The 13,628-nt window shown below is 59.3% G+C and carries 11 protein-coding genes and 1 riboswitch; of the genes, 5 read left to right on the top strand and 6 right to left on the bottom strand.

Annotated features, from left to right (window positions below; genetic code table 11):
* Positions 1-56: 56 nt before the first annotated feature.
* Positions 57-257, bottom strand: coding sequence for a CsbD family protein (locus tag KB449_RS04405; RefSeq protein ID WP_282907206.1), 201 nt, complete (start codon positions 255-257; stop codon positions 57-59).
* Positions 258-596: 339 nt separating this feature from the next.
* On the opposite strand from KB449_RS04405, the gene KB449_RS04400 reads away from it, so the two are divergent.
* Together KB449_RS04400 and KB449_RS04395 are read left to right on the top strand one after the other, a co-directional pair.
* Entirely contained in the window at positions 597-1,433 is an 837-nt protein-coding gene (locus KB449_RS04400; protein WP_282907205.1) for an immunoglobulin-like domain-containing protein, read from the top strand.
* Positions 1,399-1,638, top strand: a complete 240-nt coding sequence (locus KB449_RS04395; protein ID WP_282907204.1) for a hypothetical protein — start codon at positions 1,399-1,401, stop codon at positions 1,636-1,638. The genes KB449_RS04400 and KB449_RS04395 overlap by 35 nt, the downstream gene beginning before the upstream one ends.
* On the opposite strand, the gene KB449_RS04390 is transcribed toward KB449_RS04395, so the two are convergent.
* Together KB449_RS04390 and KB449_RS04385 are read right to left on the bottom strand one after the other, a co-directional pair.
* Complete coding sequence (locus KB449_RS04390) at positions 1,627-1,803, bottom strand: H-type small acid-soluble spore protein (RefSeq protein WP_282907203.1); 177 nt, start codon at positions 1,801-1,803, stop codon at positions 1,627-1,629. The genes KB449_RS04395 and KB449_RS04390 overlap by 12 nt on opposite strands.
* A complete protein-coding gene (locus tag KB449_RS04385; RefSeq protein WP_282907202.1) occupies positions 1,800-1,985 on the bottom strand; it encodes a hypothetical protein in 186 nt (61 codons plus the stop codon). The genes KB449_RS04390 and KB449_RS04385 overlap by 4 nt, the downstream gene beginning before the upstream one ends.
* Positions 1,986-2,122: 137 nt before the next feature.
* Between KB449_RS04385 and ku the strand changes: the two genes are divergently transcribed.
* Entirely contained in the window at positions 2,123-3,127 is a 1,005-nt protein-coding gene (gene ku, locus KB449_RS04380; protein ID WP_282907201.1) for a non-homologous end joining protein Ku, read from the top strand.
* Positions 3,128-3,394: 267 nt separating this feature from the next.
* Positions 3,395-3,522: riboswitch (cyclic di-AMP (ydaO/yuaA leader) on the top strand.
* A gap of 10 nt (positions 3,523-3,532) precedes the next feature.
* Positions 3,533-4,384, top strand: coding sequence for a CAP domain-containing protein (locus KB449_RS04375; RefSeq protein WP_282907200.1), 852 nt, complete (start codon positions 3,533-3,535; stop codon positions 4,382-4,384).
* A 91-nt stretch (positions 4,385-4,475) separates the two neighbouring features.
* Here the strand turns inward: KB449_RS04375 and KB449_RS04370 are convergent, their stop codons facing one another.
* Positions 4,476-4,706, bottom strand: a complete 231-nt coding sequence (locus KB449_RS04370; RefSeq protein WP_282907199.1) for a hypothetical protein — start codon at positions 4,704-4,706, stop codon at positions 4,476-4,478.
* Between the two features lie 247 nt (positions 4,707-4,953).
* Between KB449_RS04370 and ligD the strand changes: the two genes are divergently transcribed.
* Positions 4,954-5,850, top strand: coding sequence for a non-homologous end-joining DNA ligase (gene ligD, locus KB449_RS04365; protein ID WP_282907198.1), 897 nt, complete (start codon positions 4,954-4,956; stop codon positions 5,848-5,850).
* Positions 5,851-5,874: 24 nt separating this feature from the next.
* On the opposite strand, the gene cls is transcribed toward ligD, so the two are convergent.
* Complete coding sequence (gene cls, locus KB449_RS04360; protein ID WP_282912736.1) at positions 5,875-7,290, bottom strand: cardiolipin synthase; 1,416 nt, start codon at positions 7,288-7,290, stop codon at positions 5,875-5,877.
* A 182-nt stretch (positions 7,291-7,472) separates the two neighbouring features.
* On the bottom strand, positions 7,473-13,565 hold the full coding sequence (locus KB449_RS04355; RefSeq protein ID WP_282907197.1) for a choice-of-anchor I family protein: 6,093 nt from the start codon (positions 13,563-13,565) through the stop codon (positions 7,473-7,475).
* Positions 13,566-13,628: the final 63 nt, after the last annotated feature.

Here is a 13,628-nt window from a genome sequence, read left to right as displayed (position 1 = left end):
CTTTTTTGTCCCGCAAGCTCATACGCCCTGCGGAACCGTATATAAGGAGGATCGCGTCAGTGATCGGTGCGTGACTTGGTGTTTTCCTTCCACTCGCCGATCTGCTCTTGAACCTTGCCTTTGGCTTTATCCCACTTGCCCCTTGCCTGGAGACCGGGATCGTCGGTGAGGTTGCCCCATTGGTCCTTGGCTTCGCCCTTAGCCTGGTTGACCGCACCTTTAATTTTGTCGCTCCAGCCTTCCGTATGCCGATCCATATGAATGCTCTCCCTTCTCTTGCATAAGTTGGATATACAATACCTTACCCGGGAGATAGCGTTTCCAAACATCGGACGGGCGCCTGGCGGCGATAATTTAATCGCCAATTAATCTCCTATCCGGCATTGGACCGCGACCACTCCCGCCGCAACGCTGCGTCGCCGATTCCGCGCCTGAGTCGTCGCAGCGAAGCGCATCCTCATACCTATTCCTTGCTTCGTTCGCATATGCGGCGAAAACGAGCTTTCTGCCGGGAAGAAGCAACCTTCAGGAAACATATCGCGTCTCATTTGTAAGGAAACTCCAATTATGGACCTGACAAAGGAGAAAAAGAGATGGTGCCTACCGAGCGAGTATTTCGGAGGTTTGCGCGGAGCTGCTTCATTGTCGCTGCGGCGATACTTGCAATCCTGTCTACGGCATGCGCGAGAACCGTCGACACCGATTGGTCGCGGAAAGCAGCACTGTCGAGGGGTGCCGTCGTCGAAGCGGACGGACGCATCCTCAACCCCGGACCGCTCGCAGCGTTCGTGCAGTCGGTCGCGGAGCGGCGGTCCGCAGTCGTCCAAGTCGTGACCTATCCGGCGGAAGCAGAACCGATCGTGATGACCGCCGAGTTCGACGGACAGTCCGTTCAGCTAACAAGAGAGCAGCGGCTCGAAGGCGGCAGCGCAACATCAACCGCAGTTTGCGGCGGCATCGAGAAAAGGGGCGGCGCTGAGGCGGATACCTATATGGTGACAGGATGCGGAAGCGCAGAGATGGAGCTGGCCGTCGTGCCTAAGCTGATTCTTGCGCCGAACGTAGAAACAGCCGATTATGGCGCGGAGCTTCTATTAGACCCGCTGCCGTCGGGGAATAACGAGGATGGGGCGGTCGCCGCCTACCGGATCGAGATGCGCAACCTCGGCGAACAGATTCTCGAATGCGGCTCCGACTACATGATCGAGAAGCAGGCATACGGCACATGGATCATTGTCCCATACAAAGCCGATATCGCTTTTACAGCCAATTTGGCCCATCTTCAAAAAGGCGAAAGCTATGAGGCCAGCTTTGGCTTCAAAATGCTTGAATCCTGGCCGGAGCCCGGACGCTATCGCGTCGTGAAAGAAGCGACGTTCGGGAAAACGAAGGTTAAACTTGCTGCCGAATTCGACGTCCCCGACAAGAATTAAGAATCCGCGGGACTTCGGCGCCAATCGTGTCGAAGAAGCGCTGGGCAGCGTCTCTTTGCGGGATTTCGGTGCCAACCGTGGCGAAGAAGTGCTGTACAGCGTTTCTTGGCGGGACTTCGGTGCCATTCATGGCGAAGAGACGCTGTACAGCGTCTCTTCGTGGGACCTCGCCGCTATTTTGACCAACCCCGCGCTACTCCGTTAAGCGGTCGACAGCGACCGTCTGCACGTTTGTCGGTTTCTGCCCGACTTGAACCGTCGCCATGCCGTTCGCTTCATCCACCTCTTCGATCCAAACCGGCTGGCCTTCCAGCGATACGGCAATCATATCTTTCGATTCGAAAATTTGCTTGGCCCGCTGCGTATTCATGACGGATCGTCCCCTTCTTTTTCGCGCATCGTATCGGTTGTCGTCTCCTCGATAAGCCCGTTGTCAAAAGTCACCTGACCGCCGCCGAGCCCCTCGTTGATCATCCGGTCGATGTCCATGTCGTAGTTGTCGCGGCCTTCGTAAATGTGGTCCCGACCGTCCGCTGCGCCGTCTTCGCTCATGAACGTCGCTCCCTTCGCCCAAGGTTGTTCGTATCGAATTGAAAGATCGTCCGGTACAGGATGCCCAGACGGTATGAACTACATACGACGATGGGAATCCTGAAGGCATATAGGGATCATGAGGAGGGCTAAGCGTCATGCATACGGTATGGAAAGGCGCCATCAGCTTCGGGCTCGTGCACGTGCCCGTGAAGATGTTCACCGCAACGGAGGACAAGGACGTTCATCTGCGGCAAATTCACAAAGCTTGCGGCACGCCGATCTCCTACGCAAAAAGCTGCCCGCACTGCGAACGTGCGGTGGAGTGGGAGGAAATCACCAAGGGCTACGAATATGAAAAGGGACGGTTTGTGCTTTTTGACGAAGACGAGCTCGAGGCCATCAAGCCGGAAAATACGCGAACGATCCAGATCCTCGACTTCGTCGCGCTCGAAGAGATCGACCCGATGTTCTATCAAAAAACGTACTATCTGTCTCCCGATCAGGCCGGCGCCGGCGCCTACGGTCTGCTGCTCGAAGCGATGCGTCAATCGGGGCGGATCGGCATCGCGAAGATCGCGATTCGCAGCAAGAGCAGTCTCGCCGCCATTCGCTGCGTAGACAATTGCATCTGCATGGAGACGATGTTCTATCCGGACGAGATCCGCGCGATCTCGGGCGTGCCCGGCCTGCCGCAAAGCCAGAACGTCAACGACCGCGAGCTGGACATGGCCAAGCTGCTGATCGAGCAGCTGTCCGCGCCTTTCGATGCGGCCAAATATACGGACGATTATCGAACGGCGATGCTGGACGCCATCAACCGCAAGGTCGCCGGGCAAGGCCTCGACGTAGTCACCGCGCCGGCGGCGGAGCGGACCAACGTCATCGACCTGATGTCCGCGCTGCAGGCCAGCCTTGCCGCCGTAAAGACGGGTGACGCGCCAGCCGCCGGCGCGGCCGCCAGCCGAGGCGCCGGACGCAAGTCGGCGATACGGGGCGATACAGGCGAGGCGGGTGCGGCGCCTGCGGCCGACAAGCCGAAGCGCACGCGCGCGAAGCCAGCCGTACCCGGGGCTGCCGCAGCGGGCGGCGAGGAAGCCGTCGGCGCAAGCACCAAGGCTGCGACGTCGCGCAGACGGAAGGCAAGCGAGCCGCAGCCTTAATCGGCAGCCTTCCTCCAGTCCAGCCACCGACAAATCAGAATTTGTTTTGCGTATGGAGCCGTACCCAAGCCGTTAAGATGGGGTATGGCTCTTTTGCTTCCTTGGGCTATCGGCTTGCTAAAAAAGACGATGAGAATATTCTAAGAACCGGCGACCGGCCCTATCGAAAGCCGCGCGGGACAAGGACCGGCCGTTTTCATAATTCCCAATATATAGGCCGTGGTAATATTTATGCCGTGAACTAGCGAGATTCCGCTGATAGAATGTGAGACATCCGAGCCGAAGCCCGACAGGGCACGGGGGAACCAAGTATACGGGGTGAAGCCGCAACCGCGGCGGGGCGTACTCCGACCTAACCCGTCAGCTAACCTCGCAGGCTTACATTCTAAGGAGGAATTCGCACGTATGAATAATAAACGTATCGGTCAACTGGCTGTATCCGGCGCACTCTTGTTGTCGCTCGCCGTTCCGTTCGGCGCTTCCGCGAACGCTGCGACGACTGCCGGCACCCAGACGACACAGACTTACACATATAAGATCGACGCTTCGCAGCTTCAGCAATTGCTCGGCTCGTTCGACTGGCAATCGCTTTTGTCGCAGATGAATGGCGGTACGCTTGGCGGACTGAAGCCATCGACGCCGGTCGCGACGCCGACGACCTCGCCTGCCGCTCCCGCCCAGCCGACGACGGCTCCCGTGGCTTCGCCTAAACCGACGGCGCCCCCGGCACCGACTGCTACACCGGCACCTACAGCTACGCCGGTACCTGCGGCTACGCCGGCACCTACAGCTAAGCCGGCACCTACGGCCAAACCGTCGCCGACGACCTCGCCTTCCGTACCGGCTGGTTCAGGCAGTGGTTCTACGGGCTCCGGCACGAGCGTTCAGCGATCCGGCTTTGCCGCTCAAGTCGTCGATCTGGTCAATCAGGAACGCGCCAAAGCCGGCCTGTCCGCGCTCGCGTCCGACGCCAAACTGACGACGGTCGCCGACGCGAAGGCGAAGGATATGTACAACAACAATTACTTCGATCACAATTCGCCGACATACGGTTCGCCTTTCGATATGATGAAGCAGTTCGGCGTATCTTATAACTACGCCGGCGAAAATATCGCCATGGGCCAACAGTCGCCTACTGAGGTCATGAACGCGTGGATGAACAGCGCCGGGCACAAGGCAAACATCTTGAACGCAAACTTCAAATCGATTGGCGTCGCCTACTACAACGGCGAATGGGTACAAGAGTTCACGGGCTGATCTGAATAACAAAAAAAGAATGGCGCCGCAGTCAAGCACTTGACTGCGGCGCCATTCTTTTTAATGTTGCGACATCCGGGCGTCAACCGGGCTACATCAGCATCGGCAGCGCCAGCAGGAGCAATCCCGCCAAGCTCATCAAGCCGCCTTGCAGCCGTATACGACTTTCAGGCGCCGTCCCCTGACTTTCGGCCTCCCGATCTTGACCGCCGCGAGTGAGGACGAGCACGGTTCCGGGATGGAGTACGGCGAACAGCGACGACCCCGTCCAAAATACTAAAGCGAGCGACAACAGCGCGCCTGCGTGCTGTAGCAGCGGCATATCCGTAGCGATCCCTCCCCAAGCGCTTTCCTTATTGTTGTATGAGCGTGCGGAGGCAAAAGTGCGGAAAATGCGGTTTGATCGCAAGGCGGTCAGTAACCGCCAATCGCTCCGACAAACGAGTCGCCAGGACGGCTGTCGGGAAGGGCCATGGGGATGGCCATAGGGATGGGGCGCCGGATTACCGGCTAAACTAGGGAGAGCGCCGTCTCTTCAAAGGGATGGCTTCAGAACGGAGGAACGCGTTATGGCACCGGCCACGATGTCCCCGGTCACGCTTCGGCTCGGCGACCGCGAGCTGCTCATCTCTCATCCCGACAAACTGCTCTGGCCAGACATGGGCATCGATAAGCTTCGCTACGTCCAAACGCTGGCGGAGTTGGCGCCCTATCTGCTGCCTCACAGCGAAGGCCGTTTTTTAACGACGATTCGTTTTCCCGAAGGCTATGCGGGCAAGTCCTTTTATCAAAAAAACGCACCTACGCCGGTTCCCGATTATGTCAGAATCGAGACCGAAGGCGGCATCCGTTACGTCGTGCTCGACTCGCTGCCGACTCTGCTCTGGATGGGCAGCCTGTATGCGCTGGAATTCCACGTATCCTGCGAGCGCATCGCCCAGCCGCAGCCCGACCGCTGGATGCTGGATATCGATCCGAGCCTCGAGGTCGAGCCGAGAATCATGGAGGCTGCGGACAAAGTGGGCGATCTGCTCCACTCGCTCGGTCTTGAAGCGGTCCCCAAAACGTCCGGCGCGACGGGCATCCAGGTCGTCATGCGCATCGAGCCCGGTCCGACCTACGACGATCTCCGCCGGTTCGGCAAGTTCGTGTCCGAGTATTTGACCGCAAAAAATCCGCAGCTCTTCACCGTCGAACGGCTGAAGAAAAACCGCGGATCGCTCATTTACCTCGATTACCTGCAATTTTACCCCGGCCGCACGCTCGTCTCCGCCTACTCGCCGCGCGCCCGCGCGGGAGCGCCGGTATCGACGCCGCTCGATTGGAGCGAGGTGCGGGCCGATCCGAGCCCGACCGACTTCAACCTCTTGAACATCGCCGCGCGGCTGCGGGAGCGGGGCGATCTTATCGGCTCGATGAAGCCGCAGCGGCTGGGAGACGTATTGAAGCAGCTTAAGCCTAATTGAGGCGCCTTTCTTCAATAGATGATGCTACAGCAGCGGGGACAGCATGCGGCATAGCGCCTCCGCGGCCTTGCGTCCGCCGGAGCGCTTGCGAAACGACGACAGCTCCAGCTCCCTGCTGTCCTTCAGATCCTGCTGGAAGTCGCGCTCAAGCGCGGCGATCGCGTCCTGGTGGAACAGGTAGGCATTCGTCTCGAAGTTGCTGAAGAAGCTGCGCAGATCCATGTTCGCCGTCCCCACCGAAGCGATCAGGTCGTCGACGATGACGACTTTTGCATGAATGAAGCCGCGCTCATACTGCCAAAAGCGGATGCCGCAGCTCATCATTTCGTCCACGTAGGACATCGTCGCCGCATGCACGAGCTTCGTATCGGGAATCAGCGGCACGATCATGCGGACATCGACGCCGCTCATCGCGGCCGTCTTGAGCGCCATAACAACGCCTGCGCTCGGGATAAAGTAAGGCGTAGTAATCCAGATCCGCCGTTTCGCCGTCGCCAGCGCCGCGAACAACGTCTCATGGATCGCATCCGCCCTTCTGTTCGGTCCCCCCGCGACGATCTGCACGACCTCGTATCCCGCACAGCCATGCTCCGGCAGAAATCCGGGATCGCTCGGCCGCTGCTTGGTCGCGAGCTCCCAGTCCTTCAAGAACACCTCCTGCAGCCCGTATACCGCGTCGCCCTCCAGCTCGAGATGCGTATCGCGCCAAAAGCCGAGCTTTTTGTGTCTGCCCAAATATTCCTCGCCCACATTGATGCCGCCGACGAAGCCTTTGGTGCCGTCTACGACAAGAATCTTGCGGTGATTGCGGTAATTCATGCGCTTCTTCATAAAAGCCGGACGGAGCGGGAAAAAGCAGGCGTATTCGGCGCCGGCCTCCTCGAACGCGGCGAAAAAGGACCTGCTCAGCTTGACGCTGCCGATTCCGTCGTAAATGAGCCGGACCTGAACGCCTTCCTTCGCCTTCTGGATCATGATATCGCGGAACATGCGGCCGATCTCGTCGTCGCGGTATATGTATGTAGCGAAATGAATGTGGTGCCGGGCGCTGCGAATCGCTTGCATCATCGCATCGTACGTCATTTGCCCGTTGGTAAGCACTCTCGATTTGTTGCAGCCCGTAATGGGAGACGCGCCGGCCTTGCGCAGCGTCCGAAACAACCGCTCCTCGTCGGCGAACCGGCCGCCCGGTATTTCTTCCGGCTCGTTGATCAGATGGCTTTTCTTCAATATCTCGCCGCGGCGCTGTTCGTCCAGGCCGCCTCTCCGCCGCACCTTGCGGCGCCTGACGTACTCTCGGGCAAGGAAGTAGTAAAGAATGAAGCCGACGATCGGAAATAAAAACAAGATGAACAGCCATGCCATGGCGTTGGCCGGGCGGCGGTACTCCAGCACGAGGATCGTGCCGGACTGGAATATGAAAATGAGCAGCGCCAGCATGAGCCACGTTGTCACCCGTCAACCCTCCTTTATGCAATCGTGCGAGACAATCTATTTTATTTTTACCCACGGTTGGGCTTGGCAATCCCGGCCGCCTTAACGGCATAACAAAAGGGATGAAGCGGGCTGCCCCGCTTCATCCCTCGATTGTACGCGATCTTCAAGCGTGCGTCTAATTCGCGTTAACCTTCCATGCGCTGCATCAAGCCGGCCAGCATCTTGGCAATCTCCTCGCGGGTCGCCTTGTCCTTCGGCGCGTAGTATACGGCGCCGTCGCCGCGCGGCTTGCCGCCTACGATGCCCGCGCGCTGCACGACGGATACCGCGTTCGCCGCATAGGCCGGTATGGCCTTCGCATCCGCGAACGCGACTGCTTCCTGCTGCGAAGGCAGCGTGTAATTCATCGCAGCCGCGTACTTGACGAGCATGACCGCAAGCTGGTCGCGTGTCACTTCCGCCCGCGGCTCGAACTTGCCGGCGGCCGTGCCTGCGACGATGTTCTCGGATGCGGCCCAGGCGACGGCGCTGCCGAAGTAATCGGCGCTGCGCACATCCCCGAAGCCTGCGCCTGCGGCGTTATACTTGCTCAGATCGACGCCAGCCATGCGGGCCAGCATCAGCGCTAGATCTCCGCGGGTGACGCTGCGCTTCGGCGCAAAGCTGTCCGATCCGACGCCGGCAATGATGCCGCGGGCCGCGAGATAGCCGATCGCCGTCTTGGCGAAGCTGTTCTGCGCATCGCCGAACGTCTTCAGGCTGTAGCCGATGCCGTACATGGACAAGTGCGGCGTGCTGAAGCTCAGCGTGCCCGAAGCCGCATCGTATACGCCGCCTGGCAGCGTCTCGATATGTCCGTCTTCGGCGATGTAGTGTACGATCAGCGCCTCGGCGGTCTCGCCTGCCTTGATCGTATAAGGAACTTCGATCTTGAGCTTGCCGCCGCCGAAGGCGGACAGCTTGCCGGAAGCGGTCGTCACGGTCAGATCGAACACCGGACGATCTCCGATCGCGTCCTTCACCGCCTGCTGCTGCGCAGCCGGCAGCTTCGCCGCGACGGACGTGCCATCAAGTCGCTCGATGGCAAGCTTCACTTCTCCGCCGCCTGCCGCCGCAGAGAGCGCCTTGATAGCGGCCGCGTCAAGCGTAAGCGAGCCGGTGCCGGTATCGACGGTGAGCGAACGGACCGAGCCGTCCGCGATCTTCGCGAGGGCCGTCGACGGAATCGCGAGCTCCGCCTTTGCTGAACCGTCGGTTCCGGTCGTGGTCGTTGCTTTCAGCACGGCCTTGCTGCCGGTCGTCTCGAGCGTCACGTCGCCGAATTGTTCGACCTCCGTGCCCGGTGCGGCCGTCGGCGTCGGCGTCGCGCTTGGCGTCGGGGACGGCGTCGCGCTCGGTGTCGGCGTGGAGGCGGACGGACCGCCGCCCGTTACGACCGTCACCGCCGCCTGGGCGATCGCATAACCGTCCGCCGTGGTTGCCGTTACCGTCGCGGATCCCGCATTCAGCGGCGCAACCGCGCCATCGGCGCTTACCGTCGCGATGCCTGGATTGGAGCTGCTCCACGTGACTGCGACCGTTTGGCCGTCAGGACCTACAGCCGTCGCAGCCAGCTTGCCGGCGGAACCGCCTGCGGTCAGCGACAACGAAGAACGGTCCAGCGACACCTTCGATACTTTCAGTTGCAGCACCGACACGGTGCCGCCCACTTCGTTGGCGACCAGCAGCAGCGGGTAACCCGTCGGGCTGTCGGACGCCTGGATGAATTCCAGTCCTTCCGGCCCGCTGTCGACGTTCTCGCCTTTGCCGGCGCTGAAGTCGCGCGTATTCACATAGTTCAGGAACTGCGGGCTCTCCGGTTTCGTTACGTCATAGGTGATTACGCCGCCGATGCGCTCGAACCCCGCAAACGCCAAGGTGTGCGTGCCGACAACGCCCGTCTTCACGTCCTCGGGCTCCGGCCCCTTCTTCGCGCTGCGTTCGTCGACGCCTGCCTTGCTGCTGCTGTGGCTGGCGTTGAAGTGCTCCGGCAGCCGCTGCGCCGTGACGCGCTCGAAGTCGCTGCCGCTGTCCCATACGAGACCAAGCGTATCCGCATCGCGAATGGAGATCGAACGTCCGCCGTACATATAGAGGCTGTCCGTGCCCATATCGCTCATAACCTCGACGCTGTCGTAGCGCGTCGTGTTCTTGATGAATTCGGCCGCGGCCGAGCCCGGCGTCAGGCTGCTCTTCATTTTTTTGACCGAGCTCGAATTGATCCGTCCGTCCCACTCGGTCGCATCGCCTTCGTTGCCGGTCACGAGGTACGTCTTGTTCCCGACGCGGAACGAAGCGATGCCGTCGGGCATGTAGACGCCGTAGAAAGGCACGTTTTCAAGCTGAATCCGGCCGTCCTTGACCAGATCGAGCTTATTGCTCGGATCGTTCAAATCCTTCAGTCCAAGTCCCTTTACCCAGAGCACCTTGCCGGAAGCGACATCGATCGCCGCTACCGCATTGTTTTCCTGAAGCGATACATAAGCCGTCTTCTCGTCGATCGAGAGCGCGATGTATTCGGGCTCCAGATCGCGCACCGCGTCCGCCTTCGACCCGCTGCTCGTGATCTGTCCGGTCGTTGCGTCGCCGGCGCCGCGGATTTGCACGCCGTCGCCGATGACCGTCGGGTCGTCAAACTTCGCATGCTTCACCGTATTTGTCGACGTATCGACAATCGTGACGCTGCCTTCCGGATCGAGGCCCTTCGTGCGCGGCTCGCCTTCGTCGGCCGTCAAAATGTATCTGCCGTCGGCCGTCGATTTGATCATATCCGGCTGCACGCCCGCCTCATATTCGCGGATCAGCTTGCCGTCGTAGTCCAGCACCAAAATTTTGCCGGCCTTCATCGGATCCTTCTCCTGAACGGAGATCGCTACCCGCTTCGCTGTCGTATTGATGTCGACGCTCGTCAGGTCCCCGTAGACGAAGCCGTCCTTCTCGGCCAGCTCATTGACGCGCACCGTCTCGACCAGCTTGGGGGACGTACCGTCGCCAAGCGCGACGATTTTCAGCGTCGGCGGGTTGCCCGCGCCGTCTACCAGATAGAAGCGGCCGTTATCCTTGTTGTACTTCACGATCTCCGCGACGCCGCCGTCGTCATTCGGACTGTCGGCGATAAACGAGCCGAGCTTCTCGACGACAATTTTGTCCGTCATCGCCGGGCCCGTAGACGATTCCGCCACGTTCACGACCTGCGTCACGGTAAAAGTCACCGGCGTCATTTTGTCCGCCGTCACGGTAACCGTCGCCGTATAGGTTCCGGCGATCAGCCCGTCTTTTGCTTGCACGCTAAACGTCGTAGCGGCTGCCGTATTGTCCAGCGTCGTTAAGGCCGGCTGCGCGACTGTGAAGCTGCCCGCGTTCGTGCCGCTTAGCTGCGCTGCCAGGTTGGTCAGATCTCCCGTACCCGTCCGCGTCAAAGTAACCTTTTTGGTCTCCTGCGCGGCTGCCGCGTAGCCGATCGTCAACGGCTTCATGGTCAGATTGGACAATTCGCCGATCGTATACGTCGGACTTTCCGGTTCTGCCGGAAGTTTGACCGCCAGCGAATACGTCATGGTCGAACCGTCTCGGGCCGTTACTTTCACTTCGACCGGGGACATGCCGGCGACGACTTCTATCGTTTTCGACGCCGTGCCCGTTCCGCTAGTTCCTGCTACATCCACGCCCGCCAGGCTGTCCGCCGCCGCAGCTTGAACGGTAATTGAAGAGGCGCCTTCCGCTACGGATACGGAATAGCTGCGTGCCGGAGCCGTATCGCCGTAAGCGCCGCGGGCATCGAACGCGCCGAATGCCGGGGACAACGTTCCGCCGCTAACAGTCAGCGCTTGCAGATGCTTGACGTCTAACAGCGCCCCGCCGTTCATGTCGGATTTTACCGAGCCGTAATCCGCCACGACTTGGCGATAATAGGTCTCCGCAGCATTCATCAGCGTTAGCTTGAAGGCGCTCCATGCGGCGTCGTCCGCGAGCGCTGCCGCAAAGCTGCCTGCAAACCCCGCGGTGGCGCGGGCATGACCCAATGCCAAAGCTTGCGCCGAGTACTTCAGATAATTATCCAGGTCATTGCCCGAAGCGAATGCCCCGCTCATGTCGGTGTAGTCGCCCTTGCTGACCGCGATCGGGCGTACGACGAACGAGTTGCCGCCAAGCTGCATCCAGCCGGCAAACGGATCGGGATTTTGCGTCAATTTTCGATAGGCTTCCGTCGCGCGTTTCCCATGGTTGTCGCCGAATTGCTTCACATAATCCGTCAGGTCCATCCCAAGAGATTGCAAATAGACGGGCATCGCTTCTTGTTTGATATCCATCAGAATGTCATCGTCAGGACCGCTGCTCGCACCTTCGATTACCGCATTGTAGCGGATCGAACCAATGCTCGCGTTCCCTTGATTGACACGATAGACAACGTCCTTCACCTTGAAATAATCCGGATTTTCTGCCGTTTTATCAGCCGCAAAACTCTGAATGCTGTTCAAGTATTCCTGCCATGAAGCCAGGAACGCATTCTTTTCCGTTTCGGTCATCACGACATACTTGGCGTCGGATTTAAATGCGCGTTGTCCATTGCCGCCGACCGGCGCGGCTTTGTCGAGCTGCTGCTTCCTGGTCGTGGTCGCCATTTTATCAAGCATCGTTTTCGTGAATCCGTCCAGATGATCGGAAGTTAGCGTATACGTCGTATCGATGACGCTATTTCTAATGTCAAGCAGCGTATCCCGGTACTCGTCCAGGAAGTCCGCTGCGATCCCTGCGATATCGCCGTCGGACAGGTTCCGTTCCGCGGCGCTTGCCCCTTGGTCGCGTTCCAGGTAGATGCTCGGAACCATCCGCAGCAGATCCAGGTAAAAGGGCCCGGCATACGAAGCATCGAAATCGTTCAGCGAAAACTGGGCTTCGCCGCCGACGTTCTCGAAGGTGCCGACATTTTGCAAGTGGGCGTCGCCTTGAATCCACGTGTTCAAATCCCATTGCTTCCACGCATCCGGAACGGCAATCAAAGCATCCAGATCGTTAAAGAACAAGTTGGGATTGCCCCGATAAAAGTTAAAGCCGCTTGCCGCTTGCAGGACGTATTTCCCGGCTTTCATGACCGGATCGTTGAAGTTCGTATTGTTCGCTTGAATGGATTGTTTCAGTAGAGCTGCACGTTCAGCGCCTGTGACAGCTGCAGGTGCGATTACAAGCGATAATATAGTCGATACGGAAGCCGCAGGCTGCGCGTTATCCTGTACCGTCAAGGAAACGGATGCCGTTCCTTGCGCATCGGGTGCCGGCGTACCGGAGATGACGCCCGTGGCTGCATTCAGCGTCAGTCCGGAAGGCAATCCGGTTGCCGTGAATGTGTAAGGCTTAACCCCGCCGTACGCGGCCAAGGTTACAGCGTAAGGCGAACCAACCAGTCCGGTCGGCAATGAGGCGTTCGTGAGTCCTAGCGGCTCGACGCCCCAAACGCCGTCATTGCCGTCGCGGGGACCTTTGGCCGCGCGGTCTTGTGCGCTGGCGCTATCATAATCGATGATGCCAAAATCCTTGCCGGTATCGTCCGTATCGCTCAGACTGAGCCGAATAGCCGCTTTTTTCTTCGAGGTTCCCGTCGTGTAGGTCAGGGAAGTCGTCTCATATCCGTCGATTTTCGAGCCTGCATCGTTGCCGACCGTCCCTACCATATCCACGTAGCCTTCCGGCTTTGTGGCAAACGGGTTTTTGTTGCTCTCTTCCAGCAGCGTCCGGTTGCTCATCAGCACAACCTTGACGCCCTTGCTGTGAATGCTGCGGTTCCATACCTGGTCGCCCTTGTTCGTGAGGTCCAGGTTATAAGTCGTATCTCCCGTAGGATTTGCTTTGATCAGAAAAGAAGAATGCGCTTTGATCGTCCCCTGAAGATCGAGCTTGTCCCACGCGCCGCTTGCTCCGGTGGTTTTGCAGACGTCCGTCGGCTTGGCGCAATCCGCATATTGCAGCGACCAGCCGCCGAGGTCCACATCGCCGCTCGTCGGATTATAGAGCTCGATAAACCCGTTTGAAACGAACGTGCCCGTCGCGCTCGACAGTCCGCTGCCGAATACCTGATTGACGAAGACGTGCGGGACGGTTACGTCATAACTTCCGTCCGCCTTGTACGGCGTACCCGGTGTTGTCGCAGCCGCGAAGGCCGGCCCCCCTGCAAACATTAAGCCGAACACCATCTCCACGGCGATTAGCGCGGAAACGATTTTACTGAACGTTCTTCTGATCATATGTACACCTCAATGTGGAGATAGTCGTATGCCATTTCACATTAAATGCCTACTATTAACCGG

It is taken from the genome of Cohnella hashimotonis, from assembly GCF_030014955.1.
GTDB classification, from domain to species: Bacteria; Bacillota; Bacilli; order Paenibacillales; family Paenibacillaceae; genus Cohnella; species Cohnella hashimotonis.
Note: the sequence above shows the minus strand (reverse complement) of the source record. Positions and strands in the feature narration are given on the sequence as shown.